General features: G+C 35.7%; 16 protein-coding genes, 1 riboswitch and 1 other annotated feature. Of the genes, 5 read left to right on the forward strand and 11 right to left on the reverse strand.

Features of this window, described 5'->3' with window-relative positions; genetic code table 11:
- Positions 1 to 122: 122 nt before the first annotated feature.
- Complete coding sequence (locus tag BTOYO_RS11565) at positions 123 to 962, reverse strand: aldo/keto reductase (RefSeq protein ID WP_000793554.1); 840 nt, start codon at positions 960 to 962, stop codon at positions 123 to 125.
- 165 nt (positions 963 to 1,127) lie between these two features.
- Positions 1,128 to 2,291 (reverse strand): MFS transporter, encoded by a 1,164-nt coding sequence (locus tag BTOYO_RS11570; protein ID WP_002039974.1) that lies wholly within the window; start codon positions 2,289 to 2,291, stop codon positions 1,128 to 1,130.
- A 373-nt stretch (positions 2,292 to 2,664) separates the two neighbouring features.
- Here BTOYO_RS11570 and BTOYO_RS11575 point away from each other — a divergent pair, with 373 nt between their 5' ends.
- The 3 genes from BTOYO_RS11575 (at position 2,665) to BTOYO_RS11585 (ending at position 5,106) form a co-directional block, all read left to right on the forward strand.
- Positions 2,665 to 3,009 carry a winged helix-turn-helix transcriptional regulator gene (locus tag BTOYO_RS11575; RefSeq protein ID WP_000760481.1) on the forward strand — a complete coding sequence of 115 codons (345 nt, stop codon included), beginning with the start codon at positions 2,665 to 2,667 and terminating at the stop codon, positions 3,007 to 3,009.
- A gap of 433 nt (positions 3,010 to 3,442) precedes the next feature.
- On the forward strand, positions 3,443 to 3,883 hold the full coding sequence (locus BTOYO_RS11580; protein ID WP_001115309.1) for a DUF1641 domain-containing protein: 441 nt from the start codon (positions 3,443 to 3,445) through the stop codon (positions 3,881 to 3,883).
- 44 nt (positions 3,884 to 3,927) lie between these two features.
- Positions 3,928 to 5,106, forward strand: a complete 1,179-nt coding sequence (locus BTOYO_RS11585; protein ID WP_000043190.1) for an NAD(P)/FAD-dependent oxidoreductase — start codon at positions 3,928 to 3,930, stop codon at positions 5,104 to 5,106.
- Between the two features lie 196 nt (positions 5,107 to 5,302).
- Here the strand turns inward: BTOYO_RS11585 and tyrS are convergent, their stop codons facing one another.
- From tyrS to BTOYO_RS11610, 5 genes are all read right to left on the reverse strand, one after another.
- Entirely contained in the window at positions 5,303 to 6,562 is a 1,260-nt protein-coding gene (gene tyrS, locus BTOYO_RS11590; RefSeq protein WP_001021115.1) for a tyrosine--tRNA ligase, read from the reverse strand.
- A 52-nt stretch (positions 6,563 to 6,614) separates the two neighbouring features.
- Positions 6,615 to 6,831 (reverse strand) — a binding site (T-box leader).
- Between the two features lie 105 nt (positions 6,832 to 6,936).
- Positions 6,937 to 7,854 (reverse strand): UDP-N-acetylmuramate dehydrogenase, encoded by a 918-nt coding sequence (gene murB / locus BTOYO_RS11595; RefSeq protein ID WP_001057110.1) that lies wholly within the window; start codon positions 7,852 to 7,854, stop codon positions 6,937 to 6,939.
- Between the two features lie 386 nt (positions 7,855 to 8,240).
- Positions 8,241 to 8,636 carry an SET domain-containing protein gene (locus BTOYO_RS11600; RefSeq protein ID WP_000573656.1) on the reverse strand — a complete coding sequence of 132 codons (396 nt, stop codon included), beginning with the start codon at positions 8,634 to 8,636 and terminating at the stop codon, positions 8,241 to 8,243.
- Positions 8,637 to 8,831: 195 nt separating this feature from the next.
- On the reverse strand, positions 8,832 to 10,334 hold the full coding sequence (locus BTOYO_RS11605) for a DUF4077 domain-containing protein (protein ID WP_000455098.1): 1,503 nt from the start codon (positions 10,332 to 10,334) through the stop codon (positions 8,832 to 8,834).
- A 31-nt stretch (positions 10,335 to 10,365) separates the two neighbouring features.
- Entirely contained in the window at positions 10,366 to 11,424 is a 1,059-nt protein-coding gene (locus BTOYO_RS11610; RefSeq protein ID WP_000734836.1) for an endonuclease/exonuclease/phosphatase family protein, read from the reverse strand.
- Between the two features lie 218 nt (positions 11,425 to 11,642).
- A riboswitch (Fluoride riboswitch) is annotated at positions 11,643 to 11,702 on the forward strand.
- Between the two features lie 54 nt (positions 11,703 to 11,756).
- Between BTOYO_RS11610 and crcB (BTOYO_RS11615) the strand changes: the two genes are divergently transcribed.
- On the forward strand, positions 11,757 to 12,161 hold the full coding sequence (crcB, locus tag BTOYO_RS11615; RefSeq protein WP_000639331.1) for a fluoride efflux transporter CrcB: 405 nt from the start codon (positions 11,757 to 11,759) through the stop codon (positions 12,159 to 12,161).
- A complete protein-coding gene (gene crcB, locus BTOYO_RS11620) occupies positions 12,158 to 12,514 on the forward strand; it encodes a fluoride efflux transporter CrcB (RefSeq protein WP_000969609.1) in 357 nt (118 codons plus the stop codon). Before crcB (BTOYO_RS11615) ends, crcB (BTOYO_RS11620) begins: the two co-directional genes overlap by 4 nt.
- Before the next feature lie 28 nt (positions 12,515 to 12,542).
- On the opposite strand, the gene BTOYO_RS11625 is transcribed toward crcB (BTOYO_RS11620), so the two are convergent.
- The 4 genes from BTOYO_RS11625 to BTOYO_RS11640 all read right to left on the reverse strand — a co-directional run bounded on the left by BTOYO_RS11625 (position 12,543) and on the right by BTOYO_RS11640 (position 16,019).
- Entirely contained in the window at positions 12,543 to 12,782 is a 240-nt protein-coding gene (locus BTOYO_RS11625) for a DUF3947 family protein (protein WP_000980960.1), read from the reverse strand.
- 100 nt (positions 12,783 to 12,882) lie between these two features.
- Positions 12,883 to 13,095: a DUF3955 domain-containing protein gene (locus BTOYO_RS11630; RefSeq protein ID WP_000792613.1), complete on the reverse strand. Its 213-nt coding sequence runs from the start codon at positions 13,093 to 13,095 to the stop codon at positions 12,883 to 12,885.
- A gap of 177 nt (positions 13,096 to 13,272) precedes the next feature.
- Positions 13,273 to 14,466: an MFS transporter gene (locus tag BTOYO_RS11635; RefSeq protein WP_001293757.1), complete on the reverse strand. Its 1,194-nt coding sequence runs from the start codon at positions 14,464 to 14,466 to the stop codon at positions 13,273 to 13,275.
- A gap of 5 nt (positions 14,467 to 14,471) precedes the next feature.
- Positions 14,472 to 16,019: an ABC-F family ATP-binding cassette domain-containing protein gene (locus BTOYO_RS11640; RefSeq protein ID WP_000054846.1), complete on the reverse strand. Its 1,548-nt coding sequence runs from the start codon at positions 16,017 to 16,019 to the stop codon at positions 14,472 to 14,474.
- Positions 16,020 to 16,037 lie beyond the last annotated feature (18 nt).

Raw genomic sequence — 16,037 nt, forward strand, 5'->3', positions numbered from 1 at the left:
TTTTACAACCCCTTATGAAATAACAAATTTACTAATAAGTAGTATTTAGTTAGAATTTTTTTTATACATAAACACAACAAAAAGAGTGCAAATAATTTGCACTCTTTTTCTCTACTTTAATCTTAGAAATCGAAGTTATCAGGATCTGGACCAACGCGGTGATTTTGGTTTAATGCATCGATTTTTTCCATATCTTCTTTTGTTAATTCAAAGTTAAATACATCAGCATTTGCAATAATACGGTGTTCTTTCGTTGATTTTGGAATTGTAATAACTCCATTTTGTAAGTCCCAACGTAAGATAACTTGCGCTGTTGTTTTACCGTGTTTATCAGCAATTTCTTGTAATGTTTCGTTATCTAATAATTGACCTTGCATAAGTGGTGACCATGCTTCCATTTGAATACCTTGTTCTTTACAGAAAGCTTGTAATTCTTTTTGTGTTAAACGAGGGTGATATTCTACTTGGTTAATCATTGGCTTAATTTCTGCATCTTTCATTACATCTTGTAAGTGATGAATTTGGAAGTTACTTACGCCAATTGCACGTACACGCTCTTCTTTATAAAGTGTTTCTAGCGCTTTCCATGTATCTTTATATTTTCCTTCTACAGGCCAGTGAACAAGGTATAAATCTAAATAATCTAGTTCTAATTTTTTTAAGCTCTCTTCATATGCAGCAATTGTTTCGTCATATCCTTGATCTGCGTTCCATACTTTTGAAGTGATAAATAATTCTTCTCTTGAAATACCAGTCGCTTCAATACCTGCACGGATTCCTTCACCTACAGCTTTTTCATTTCCGTAAATTGCAGCTGTATCGATGCTACGGTATCCTGCTTTAATCGCTGATTTAATTGCTTCTACAAGTTCTGGTCCTTCTTCTACTTTAAATACACCTAAACCGAACCAAGGCATTTCTACACCATTATTTAATACTGTTTTACTTTGTAAGTTTTTCATTTTATTTTCTCTCCTTTTATCCCGCATTAACGGGCAGTAAAATTCCCACTTCAAAATTCGGCTGAAGCAAAGACGTTAGGTGGGAGATAAACTGCCCGTAAACGCCCGATTGGTTCAACTAATAATCATTGGTGGAAGAACACCCCCACTGATTAAAGTTTCACTTTATTTTACTTGATCTCTTTTTTCTAATGTCATACTCCATGCTGTTAAAATAACAGCACCTACTACCATAAGGCCGCCTACCCAAGCAGTATGGATTAACCCTAACGAATTCGTTACAAGGCCACCTATATAAGAACCTAAAGCGATTCCTCCGTTAAATGCGGCAATATTAATTGCTGAAGCAACATCAACCGCACTTGGAACAAAGCGCTCTGCCAATATAACTACATATACTTGTAGCCCCGGAACATTCATAAACGCGAATAGTCCCATGAAAATAATTGTGATTAATCCAGCTACTTTAAACGGCGCTGTAAATGTTAAAACAAATAATATAATCGCTTGAATAAGGAACATGTAGAATAGCGCTCGAATTGGATTATGATTCGATAATTTTCCGCCGACCATATTCCCTATCGCAATGGCGATTCCATACACTAATAAAATGATGGTAACGGTACTTGCTTCAAATCCTGTTACTTCTTGTAATAACGGTGATAAATACGTAAATGTTACGAATGTACCGCCGTATCCAAGTGCAGTAATAATGAAAACAAGTAACAGTCTTCCATTTTTAATTAGTTTAAATTGATCACGAAACGATACAGGTACACCATTTTTTAAATTAGATGGGACGAGTATACTATTTGCGATGAAAGCAATAATTCCAATTACAACGATCGCCATAAATGACACTCTCCAGCCAAACTCTTGACCGATAAATGTTCCAATTGGCACACCAGTAATAGTCGCGACTGTTAATCCAGTAAACATAATCGCAATTGCGCTAGCACGTTTATTCTCTGGTACGATTGCAGCCGCAATTGTAGATCCTATCGACATAAACACACCGTGTGCAAATGCAGCTACAATCCTTGCGATAATTAATACAGTGAAGCTTGTTGCTACCGCCGCAATGCCATTACCAATAATGAAAACAACCATAATCCACATTAATAATGTCTTTCGCGACATACGAGCCGTTAACGCTGTTAAAACAGGAGCTCCTACTGCCGCTCCTAACGCATATAAGGAAACCGTTAAACCAGCTGTTGTAACCGAGACATTTAAATCTTTCGAAATAGATGGTAGTAAACCGACACTAATAAACTCGGTCGTACCAATCCCAAACGCACTAATTGCTAGTGCTAATAAAGCAAACATACTTCTTCGATTCGTCTGAACTTCCGAAGATGGTACTGTATATGAACTCAATTGAATTCCTCCTTATTACAAGAAATCCAATCATAATAGTATGATAAAAGGGCCCTTCTATCTTCTAAAACATATATTTCATACTTACAAATGCTATTATGAATGGTTTCATCCTTTTTTTGAAGAACGCACTTTAAAGTACGATAGGCACCAAAAAGTAACATAGTCACTTTTCAGTACCGTACTACTCATTTGCCTCTTACATGTGCTATTATGAAACATATTTAACATAATAAAAAGTACGTACTTTAAAGTGCTATAGGTACTAAAAAGTAACATTTATATTATTTAACTTACTTCGCTCACAAAAGGAGGGTTTCATATGAAGAAATACAATATTCCTGTAGAGGCGACTTTAGAAGTTATCGGCGGCAAATGGAAAGTTGTTATTCTTTGTCACTTAACGAAAGGTACAAAGAGAACGAGTGAACTAAAACGCTCAATGCCTGGTATTACACAAAAAATGTTAACGCAGCAATTACGTGAATTAGAAGACGACGGCGTTATTCAAAGAAAAGTATACAATCAAGTCCCACCAAAAGTAGAATATTCTCTTACTGATTACGGTTGGTCTTTAGAATCGATTCTTGATTCTCTTTGTTCTTGGGGCGAATGCCATCTTGAAAAAGAAGGTAACACATCGATGCTAATTGCGGAAGGTGAATAATAGGAAAAAGGAAAAACGAACATGAATTTGTTCGTTTTTCCTTTTTTTCTATATATATATGTACATTTCTAACTGAAACAAAATATTTTATACGCTTTCATACCTTGTCAGCACTACGTTATACACTCAATATCAAATAATTAGGAATCATTTTTATGTTAACATAGGTGTATATAGTATATAATATAGGATATATATTATATACACTTTCCGGTAACGGAGCTTTTCCATTATGCGGACAAGCCATATATCGGACAGTTCATAAATAATAAGTAAGACGTTATGGTTTTAGATTTATGTTTGCAGCTTAGTTGCTGTCATAAATTTAAAGGCATTTTATTGTGTTTTGTGAAACTTTGTATAAAGTTTCGTAAACGGTTACTATCTTACTTATAAAAAATAAGAGTATTGCTATCGTAAAGGAGAATTGGAGATGCCAGAAACTATGACTCAAACAAAGCCAGAACAAGAAACTGTACAAATTTCTGCTAGCCAAGGACAACTTGATGTACTTGATCAGTTGTTAAAACCTGAGGTACAAGAATCATTAACAACACTAGTAGAACAGCTTCCAAAATTAACTGAGCTTGTTAACATTTTAACTAAGTCTTATGACTTCGCTCAAACTGTTGCTACTGATGAAGTATTAAAAAGCGACACTGTTGGTGCAATCACAGAGCTTGTAGAGCCTGTAAAAGATACAGTGAAAAGCATGGCTGCAACTGCAATCGAAGCGAAAGATCGTGCTGACGAAAGCAACGAAGTTATCGGCCTATTCGGTCTATTAAAATTACTAAAAGACCCACAAGCACAAAAAATGTTCCGCTTTGTGAACGCATATCTTCAAATTAGTGCAGAACGTAACAATAAATAAGTTAACTTATAACAACAATTAGTAAAGACGGGGGATATCATACTATGTCAAAACAAATTGTCATCTTAGGCGCTGGTTATGGCGGTCTTCTTGCCGCTTTAAACGTACGTAAATTTTACAGCAAATCAGAAGCACAAGTTACAGTGATTAACCAATACCCAACACACCAAATCATCACTGAACTACATCGCCTTGCAGCTGGTAACGTTGCTGAGCAAGCAATTGCAATGCCACTTACAAAGCTTTTCAAAGGTAAAGATATCGATCTTAAAATCGCAACAGTTGAGTCATTCTCAGTTGATAGCAAAGAAATCAAACTAGCTGGTGGCACTACATTATCTTACGATGCACTTGTAGTTGCTTTAGGAAGTAAAACTGCTTACTTCGGTATTCCAGGACTAGAAGAAAACAGCATGGTATTAAAATCTGCTGCTGATGCAAACAAAATCTACAAACACGTTGAAGACCGTATTCGTGAATACGCGAAAACGAAAAACGAAGCGGATGCTACAATCGTAATCGGTGGTGGCGGATTAACTGGCGTTGAGCTAGTTGGTGAGCTTGCTGACATTATGCCTAAACTTGCAAAAAGCCACGGCGTAAATCCAAAAGAAGTTAAACTTCTTCTTGTTGAAGCAGGTCCAAAAATCCTTCCAGTATTACCAGACCACTTAATCGAACGTGCAACTACTAGCCTAGAAGCACGCGGTGTTACATTCTTAACTGGTCTTCCTGTAACAAACGTTGCTGGCAATGAAATCGACTTAAAAGACGGTCAAAAACTTGTTGCTAACACATTCGTTTGGACAGGCGGCGTACAAGGTAACCCATTAATCGGTGAATCAGGTCTTGAAGTAAACCGTGGTCGTGCAACAGTTGATGCATACCTACAATCTACTTCTCATAAAGACGTATTCGTTGCTGGAGACAGCGCTGTTGTCTTCGCTCCAGACGGACGTCCATACCCACCAACTGCACAAATCGCTTGGCAAATGGGTGAGTTAATTGGATACAACTTATACGCAGCACTAGAAGGCAAAGCATTCGAAGAGTTCGCACCTGTAAACTCTGGAACGCTTGCTAGTCTAGGACGTAAAGATGCTGTTGCTACAATTGGAGCAAGCAATACTCCACTTAAAGGCTTACCAGCATCATTAATGAAAGAAGCAAGTAACGTTCGTTACTTATCACACATTAAAGGTCTATTCAGCTTAGCTTACTAATCTGAATATAAGCCCGAATCATGCCCGGCATGGTTCGGGCTATTTTTATCCGTAATATTCTCTACTTACTTATATTCGGCAAAGAGATACTATAACCCTTTTTAATTATCTAAATATACTGACTTTTTTGTGTCGGAATTGTGTATATGAAAAGAGTGAAAGCATCTTTCTTACTTCCACTCTTCCACAAAAATTATTATCCCAATTTCACTAAGCTGTAGTTCTTCCTCCCTTTACGAATAATAATAAATCTTCCATCAAATGAATTTTCTACAGTAACATCCGTACCTACATCCGTTACTTTCTCACCATTCATAGAAATCGCACCGTTATTAATGTCTTCACGAGCTTGACGTCTAGATGGTTCAATCCCTAAATCAACTAGCCACTCTACAATATTTTTCGTCTCTTTGGAAGACTGGAATGTCGGCATCTCTTTAAAGCCTTGTTCAATTTCATCAGCTGTTAACGATTTAATATCTCCGCTAAATAATGCCGAGGTAATTTTCACAGCTTGCAATAATGCCTCTTCTCCATGAACGAATTTCGTCATTTCTTCGCCTAACACTTTTTGCGCTTCACGTTTATGAGGCTCGGCTTCTACCTTCGTTGCCAATTCATCAATTCGCTCTTTCGCTAAGAATGTAAAGTATTTCAAGTATTTAATTACATCACGATCATCTGTATTCACCCAGAACTGGTAAAATTCAAATGGCGTTGTTTTTTCAGCATCAAGCCAAACCGCACCACTTGCTGATTTTCCAAATTTCGTACCGTCTGATTTTAATAATAACGGAATTGTTAGTCCAAATACTTTCGCCTCATGTCCTTCTAACTTACGAATTAAATCTAACCCGCTCGTAATATTTCCCCATTGGTCACTACCACCAATTTGCAGTTGAACATCTTCTTTCGTGTATAAATGATGGAAATCCATCGCTTGCAAGATTTGGTACGTGAATTCTGTAAAAGAAATGCCTGTATCTAAACGACTTGCTACAATATCCTTCGCTAACATGCTATTGATGCTAAAGTTTTTCCCGTAATCACGTAAAAACTCAATAATGTTTATTTCATGTGTCCAGTCGTAGTTATTTACCATCTTCACTTCGCTATTTCCACCGAAATCAAATAGCTTTTTCATTTGCGCTGTTAACGCATCTACATTATGCTGCACTACTTCTAAAGTTTGCAGTTGACGCTCTGATTGACGTCCACTTGGATCACCAATTGTTCCTGTTGCCCCGCCAATTAAAATAACCGGATGATGACCAGCTAATTGGAATCTCTTCATCATCATAAACGGAATCAAATGTCCGATATGCATACTATCACCAGTTGGATCTACTCCGCAGTATAGTGAAATCTTTTTCTCTTCTACTAACTTACGTAAACCTTCTTCATCCGTCTGTTGATTCACAGCACCGCGCCATTCTAATTCATCAATAATATTCATCTTTTGTCATCCCCTTTATTTTTTTAAAACAAAAAAGCCCCTATGTCTATGACATAGGGACGATTATTCACCGTGTTACCACCCAGTTTGCATAAATAGCATAGCTATTCATACCACTCTTAGCAATAATATCGATTGCTACTCCGCTTAGCGTTACCTAAGATACTCCAGAGTGTAATTCACAAGTTTGTTTGTGCTAGGTTCCAGCAACCCCTAGCTCTCTTTGATAACAGTGACAAACTGCTACTGGGCTCTTTCAACGTATGTTATTTGTTAAATTATTAGCCATTATATTGAATTGAAAACAAATTGTCAACAATACCCAAATGTTATTTTAAAATAATTCATACTTTTATACGCTTTTAATTCAAAAATTATTGTAGATCTTCTCCAATAATCCTTACTTCTCTCTCTAACTTCACACCGAATTTTTCTTCAACTGTCTTTTGTACGAAGTGAATTAAATCGATGTAGTCTTGTGCTGTTCCATTATCAACATTCACCATAAATCCAGCATGTTTTAATGAAACTTCTACTCCGCCAATTCGCTTTCCTTGTAGTCCTGATTCTTGAATCAACTTACCAGCAAAGTTATTTGGTGGGCGCTTAAATACACTACCGCATGACGGATATTCTAAAGGTTGTTTTGATTCACGCTTATACGTTAAATCATCCATTTTTTCTTTAATCTCTTCATGTACACCTTCTTCAAGTTCAAATCTCGCTTCAAGAATAATGTAATGATTGTTCGCAAATACACTCTTACGATATCCAAATTCAAATGCTTCTTTCGTTAAAGTGCGTAACTCTCCATCACCTGTCATTACGACAGCTTCTGTTAATACAAACGATACTTCACCACCGTAGGCACCAGCATTCATATATAATGCTCCGCCAACTGAACCTGGAATGCCACAAGCAAACTCAAGCCCTGTTAAATTGTGGTCTAATGCAATACGTGATACATCAATAATTGCTGCACCGCACTGTGCTACAATCGTTGTTCCTGTTACAGTAACACCTGTAATATGAATTAAACTGACCGTAATTCCGCGAATCCCACCATCTTTAATAATGACATTTGATCCATTTCCTAAAAACGTAACTGGAATATTATATTGGTTAGCATACTTAATAACTTCTTGAATTTCATCATAATTCGTAGGCGCAACGAACACATCTGCTTTTCCGCCAACTTTAATATGCGTATGATTCTTTAACATTTCATCTTGTGTAACATGACCTTCAGGCAATACCGTACTTAAATATTTATAAACCTCTTGCATATTCATTTTACGATTCCTCTATTTCTATATTCTTTTTATCCCGCTATACGGGCCCATAATATCCCCACATACATGAAATGAAACTAAAGTGGTGGATACAGTGTACCCAAAATCAATTCGAGACACCTATAAACCTCTTAAATTATAAGAGGTGCCACTCATATTAAAATATATATTGCATAATAAAGCAACCCAAATGGACTACTAAACTTGACATGTCATCAGAAAGACAACAATTTGTAAAATATATAACTTTTATAAAACACTATCCTTCAGTATCTTACTATACCACACGAAAATAAAGTGGTATTTTTTTGTAATCTTTACTTTATTTTCTTCAATATAAAAAAAGAGCACATCCCACAGAATGCGCTCTTTCTATACTCTTTATATTACTTTTCGTTCTCTTCTTTTTCCTTATCAAACCATAATAGTTCATCGTCATCAACTTCACCATTATAATTGATTAAAATCTCTTCTCCAGCTTTTATATCCTTATAAGCAAAGAAGTTAAACGTATGGTTCTCGAAGACGATATCATACGTTGCATTCGGCTTATATGAATGATTAAATAACATGCCGTATCCTAAAAGGAATGCCGTATGATTTACCCCATACTCAAATGCGTAGTCAGCAAGTAACGTTTTCTCAATATGTTCATGCTGTTCATTCGGATAAGAGATAACTGGTGCTGAATGTATCAACTCACCCTTTTTAATATCACGAGTTGCAAATACACCTCTATTAAATTCTCCATCACTAAGTTCAGAAGTCTTAACTTCGATCATATGCGTCACCTATATAATTCTTTCTTTGAAGTATTTTATCTCGCTATCCGCGAGATTTAACTAATAATCAGTAGCTATTAGTTAAATTTTATCTCCTTAAGCTTGGCAGAAAACTCATAGAAAAGCAATTAAATTCCTATCAAGTATTCGTTCAACTGAAAAAGAGCACATCATTTGTGCTCTTTTTCAGCGATATTATTTTTCTAAAATATCTTCTAGCAACTTCACTTGCTCACTAACAGTATGTAGCGTCTTCACCGACGTATCATTTCGATTCTTCTCTTCTTCAATACTTGCTAACACTTCTTCCGTAGCTGCAGAAGTTTGCTGAATTACGTTAGAAGCATGTGTCACATCTTTAACGATATTCGTCGTTTTAACTTGGAAATTTTCTTGATGACCAACAATCTCTCTCATTACATCATTAATCGTATCAATAAACTTCCCTAAATCCGTTACATTCGTTAAAACACTTGCTAACATTTCGTTACACTCTTCTTGTACTCTTTCTGACTTCTCTACCTGCACTTCTACTTTACTTGCTTGATTACTAAACTCCTTCAAAATTCCTTGAATTCTCCCCGCAGAACGATTCGATTCTTCAGCAAGCTTTAACACTTCATTCGCTACAATAGCAAAACCTTTTCCATGTTCTCCTGCCCTTGCAGCTTCAATATTTGCATTTAAAGCTAGCAAACTCGTTTGACTTGAAATATTCGTTATTACATCTACAATTTCATTAATTTGTTTCGATTGTTTCATCAATTCTCTAAATATCGTTCCTGATTGTGAAACAACATCATTTAAACTTCTCATGTTAGCTTCAAAATTTCTTAAAGTGTTTACACTACCCTTTGAGATTTCCAAACTTTTATCAACACGCATCGAAGCATTTCTTACTTGAGAGATGATTTGGTCAATATTTCCCTCCATATCATTCAATACTTCTACTGAACGTGACATCATCTCTGATTGTGATTGAGTACCAACTGCCACTTCTTCAAAAGCAAAATTAATTTCACTCATCGACTCCATCGAAGTGTTCATATTCTGTCTTAAATGATTGAAATTACTATCTAACTTCACAACAGTTTCCTCAATAAGCCTTTGCGTTTCTTCTAACTCCTGAGCTTTCTTCATCACTGCTTGCTTCTCATCACTTAAACGAGCCAAAAGATTAGAACCAATCTTTGTGACACCCCACATTGCGATCGTTACAATCGCTAACAAGCTTGCAAAATTTGCAGCTTCAGATGATGCTGTATAAGCAAAAAATTGATTTGGCCAATAACTACAAAGTATAAATGTAACAACAACTGCTACCCCACCAAGAATTAAAATAAGACGTTCACTCAAATAAATAAGTGAAACTGCTAATGTAAAATAGACCATTTGAAATACAGCTGGGCTTTCATTAAATGCTTGTACCATAATGAAAGACATAATAAGTAGCATACATGTCATGATGTATTTATACATTGCTTCCATACTTTCTATAAAAGTAAGTAGCGTTCCAAATACTACGATAGAAATACCACACATCCAAAATGCTACTGCTCTCTCTGTAAAAATATATCCGTAATACCCAATTGCGAGTACCCCGAGGAAGAAACTGCAAATCGTGATAAACAGCAATAAATGATTTTTCTGTGATTCTTTCTCAAGGTTAGAAAAACAAGTTCTCTTTAACCACTCCATATATGAAGCCCCACCTTCTCATACGTATCGATTACTTCAGCTTGAATACCGCACTCACTGGGTTATGATCGCTATTTTCAAACTTCAAATCTTTCCCTTGTACATTTACAATTTCAACATTCGGTGAAACGATAAAGCCATCAATAATCGTGACAAAGTTTTCACCTTCCACGTATTTCTTTACATCATCTCTCACAGTCATAACAGACGGATCTACAGCCCACTTAAAGCCACCATCGGTAAAGTCCTTCGGTAACTCTACTAACCACTCAGGACGCTCCTTCACGAACTTCGGATCACTTAACTGAACGTTAGAAATTAATTGATTCCAGTCCCCGCCCATTATTACGTAATCACCATTTTTATAATGTTTGTTCATATATTCTTTTAAATACTCCACTTGTTGCTTTCTAATTTTTCCGCCTTCATCATAAGCAGACAAATGTAAATTTACGAGTCTAACAAATTTTCCATTATTAACAGGAATTTTATGTTCAACAATCGCTCGGTCTAAATCAAATAAACGCTTTGGCCACGGCTCCATTCCTGGTAATTGGAACCTCTTCGCTGTTTGAACTGTATATTTAGAAAACGTACTTAGTCCAGCATCAGCATATCCCATTGGACTTGTGATTGGCACCGGAACCCATTTTGTATCATAGTTCTTTCCGAACGAAGAAGCATAATCAGGCAGTCCTTTTTTCAAAAATTCATGCCCATTTATATCAAATGATCTCATTGATTTTATATCTACTTCTTGTAATAGCGCAAAATCACTATTCTCATTTTGTAAAAACGAAAGCATATTCTTTAAATTCGTTTCCGTTTGTTCTTTACTACTTGAACCAGACCCTTTTCCTCCATCCATAAAGAAGTCTTGATCCTTATCTAGTCCAGCATATCCAATATTAAACGTTGTAACTTTAAATTCATTTCCCTGCGCAATTACGCGCTTCTTATTGTTTTCCACCTTCAAGCTTATAACATCAGCTGGCTGTTCTTTTGTAAGTGTCATATACGCTAAAAACCCACCTACAACTCCCACACCTACTAAAATACATATAAGTATTATTTTTAATAACTTTTTCAAACAAACGACTCCTTTTATAAAACATACGATTTTACTTTTCTTTATTTTCAGTCAAATAAAAAATGACAGATATACGAAACATTTTATCACACTGAAAACCTTATATCACTATATTTAGTTTATAAGTAATAATTCTCTATCTCAAACGATTAGAGAACTACAAAATACACCAACTTCTTCACTGGAAATCAAACGCAATTTTTAGTACACTATATGTAATAATTATAGGCGATGGAGTTCGCCATAACCGCTGCTTAGCTAATGACTCCTACCAGTATAACTACTGGTAGGAGTCTATTTTTTTGAGCAAGCTATTTAAAGAGGTGAGGAATTTGATTTATATTATCGTCGGTATAGCCGGTATATTAGGAGCCCTTTCTCGTTATTATTTAGGTCTTACTATCCATGAATCTTGGCATCATTCATTTCCATTAGCTACATTACTCATTAACTTAATCGGCTGCTTCTTATTAGCATGGCTGACTACATATGTTGCACGGCTAAACATCTTACCTTCGGAGGTTATCACAGGCATCGGTACTGGATTCATCGGTTCTTTTACGACGTTTTCAACATTTAGTGTAGAAACCATGCAATTAATTAATCATTCTGAATGGAGCATGGCTTTCTTATATGTATCATGTAGCATACTTGGCGGTCTCATTATGTCTGGATTTGGCTATACACTAGGTGATTTCTTAATTAAGAAATCAGTTACGGAAGGTGATCACTTATGATGGAAGCTTTATTAGTGGCAACTGGAGGTTTTTTCGGTGCGATTACACGATTTGCAATTAGCAATTGGTTTAAAAAAAGAAATAAAACATCCTTTCCAATTGCTACATTCCTTATTAATATAACAGGAGCATTTTTACTCGGATATATAATTGGCAACGGAGTCACTACAGGCTGGCAATTATTATTAGGAACTGGATTTATGGGCGCATTCACAACGTTTTCGACGTTTAAATTAGAATCCATTCAGCTTCTCAATCGCAAAAAAATTTACACATCCCTTTTATATGTAAGTACTACTTACATAATCGGTATCCTCTTCGCATTCCTTGGAATGAAGCTCGGTGGAATATAAAAAAGCGACTCTATTGAGTCGCTTTCTTTCATAAGAAGTAAGTCCCGCCATATGGAATGGAAAGTAAACCCGCTGGATACACATCATAATGCACACTTTGCATTGGAAATTGTGAGTATTGCATATACTGTCCTTGCATCATTTGTGCAAAATATGCTTGTTGCTGCATTTGAATCACTTGATTCACAGCATGAATTGTCCCCTGTGCCCCGGCTAGGGTTATAGCCGCACCTACTTGTCTACCATTATAAAAATAATGATTCATCATTATTCAGCTCACTTATTATTTTTCTTCCATATGGTATGTTTCTATTTCATAGTGAGTATTTTGTCCGGATTGGGGAATCCATCACTAATTAAGCTTCACTTTATCTATTACTTTTTCTCAGCTTTGAAGTAATACATCCAAATAGTAATACACCAATACCACTAAAGAACAATACATAACTTACCGGTACTAGGAAAAAGAAAGGTTCTTCAAGAAATCCATCCGCTCCAACTTTACTGTTTGAAGCATGTATAGTTAAAGAAATAATCGCTAAGATCATGAAAGAAATAGCTACTACGTATTTATTTTTCATTTTACATTCTCCTCTATTCATATAATTCTTCTTAATTAACATCATATTATCCAAAACAAAATCATTAGTCAATAATATTTTATCGTTTTACAATAAATTATTATTGAATAGAATGGAAATAAAAGGTTTATGAAGCATCTTAAATTGCCTCACAAACCTTTTATAGACAATAAATATTTACACTTCAAACTTCCTGCTTAATACAACATACATTGCGCAAAATAGTACGAATATCCCAGCATAAATTAACAAAACCTCTACACTAAACACATCAGCCAAAGGACCAAATATAATCATCCCTAAAGGTAAAGCACATGAATTTGCAATCTGTACGAGGCTAAACATTCTGCCATGCATAACTGGATCTACTTTCTCCTGCAATAACACAGTAACTGGCGTATTAAAACATGGCATTGTTATACCAATTAAAAAATTAAAGACTAAATACATAATAAATACCGGTGCAATTCCTAGTCCTACCATAAGCAGACCATATAACGCACAGGCCAACGCTGTTGTATGCATACGATTACGGAAACCACCCCATGCTGCAATCAGTACGCCACCAGCTGCTGCACCAGCACTAAAGGTCATCTCACTAGCAGTAAGTCTCCACATTTCCGCCCCGAAGGAACGAGTCACCATTAAAGGTGTTAAAAAGGCGGCTGGACTTATTAAAATCATGACGATAATTAATAAAACGATTAGCCTTTTAATAAATACATTTTCTTTTAAATAAGAGAACCCTTCTTTAATTCCTTGTAGATTAGATTTTTGCTTATTCTCTGCATTCACATGTCCCTCTACTTGAATGATAAGCATAATACTAATTCCAATCATAGCCGTAATAACATCAATAAAAAATGTTGTTTCAATGCTGGCAATAGAAAGAATCGTAGCACTTGCTGCTGGAGAAAGAAACATAATTAAAGATGTAATACTGCTATTTATTCCATTTACTTTCATAAGATACTCTTTCGGAACGATTTGCGGAATTAATGCATTCACAGCTGGCGTTTGTACTCCTGTTCCAGCTGAACGAATGAGTAACACAATAAAAAGTAACCAAATACTTTTATATCCTGTTAAAAATAAAATTGCTAAAACTAACGTCGCAATCGCTATAATCCCATCCGATAACATAATCATCTTTTTACGGTCATAACGATCAATCCAAACACCTGCAAACAAAGATATCGCAATTTGTGGTAGGAAACCGCAAACAGTTGAAATAGTCAACATCACTCCTGATGATGTTGTAAGGGTGATATACCATATAATCGCATATTGCACGAGAGAGGAACCGAACAACGAAATAGTTTGAGCGGTCAAAAATAATATAATTTTCGTTTTCCAATTGTTTTCACTCATATGTTTCACACCCCCTTAACTAATCCTGTCTCTATATCAAAGATGCTATCTGCCCAATTAAGATAAAAACTTGCTTCGTGAGATACAAGTATAATGCTGCCCTTAAACTGAATTAGCGCCTTTTGCAAAGCTTCCTTCGCTTCTGCATCTAAATGATTTGTCGGCTCATCTAAAATTAAGAAGTTACAAGGTGATAGTAATAATCCACACAGTTTCACCTTCGATTGTTCACCACCACTTAACGTACGAATTTCTTGCGAGACATGAGTATCTTTCACACCACACGCAGCTAAATGATGACGTATTTCCTTCATATTCAATGTAGGAAACTGTTCCGAAATAATTTGAAGCGGAGTTAAAGAATCATTGCTCCAATTTAAATCTTGCTCATAATATCCAATCTTTATTTGCTCTGAGAAGTGAAATTCTCCAGCAATACTAGCAATAGTGCCAACAATTGTTTTTAATAAAGTAGATTTCCCTACTCCATTGAATCCTGTAATAACAAGTTTTTGCCCACCCATTACTGAAAAATTCAATTTTGGTAAGAGAGCAAAGTCATAACCAACTTCGAGATTATTTACCTCAAGAACTGTTTGAACTGAAATAGGAAGTTCCCGAAAATGAATAGACGGTTTATGGGTAAAACTTGGTGGCGCAATTCTTTCCATACGTTGCAACTGCTTTCTACGTCCTTGTGCTATTTTTGAATTCACTCCAGCAATATTTCTACGAATATACTCTTCCGTTTTTTCAATTTTCTTCTGTTGTGCATGGTATTGGCGAATATAATCTTTTCGCAAATGCTCCTTTTGTCTTACAAAATCTGAGTATTTTCCGTAATACTTCTTAACTGTTCCAAACTCTACATCACATATGCAAGAAGTCACCTTTTCCAGAAAATCAAAATCATGTGACACGACAATAAACGCCCCTTCAAAATTCATTAAATAATTAGCAAGCCACTCCACATGCTCCTTATCAAGAAAATTCGTCGGTTCATCTAGTAATAAAATAGTCGGCTCTTCTAATAAAAGCTTCGCTAAAATTACCTTTGCACGTTGTCCTCCGCTTAATTCACCAATAACACGATCCATCCCGATAGCATCAATACCTAAACCAGCTGCCACCTTATTCGTTATACTGTCTACCGAATAAAAATCACGAGCCTCAAGCTGTTCTTGAATCTCTGCCGCTTTTAATAGTTGATTCTCATCTCCAGTCCTAGCACTTTCTTCATATAACTTGTTCATTCTATCTTCCATTTCATACAAATCATAAAAAGCTTTCTTTACATATTGTGAAATGGTATAGCCCCCATCAATTTCTGCGTATTGATCCAGATGTCCAATTTGAATATTAGGTTGCCACTTTATATCTCCTTTATCAGGAATGATTTCTCCAATCAATATTTTCATTAACGTGCTTTTTCCTGCACCATTCTGTCCAACAATTCCCATATGTTCTCCTTTATGCAAACTAAAAGAAGCATTTTCATATAAGGCTTTATCTATAAAACTATGTGATAAACTTTCAACTTTAAGTAAACTCATTCGTATTCCTCTTTTCCT

The organism is Bacillus toyonensis BCT-7112 (assembly GCF_000496285.1).
GTDB classification, from domain to species: domain Bacteria; phylum Bacillota; class Bacilli; order Bacillales; family Bacillaceae_G; genus Bacillus_A; species Bacillus_A toyonensis.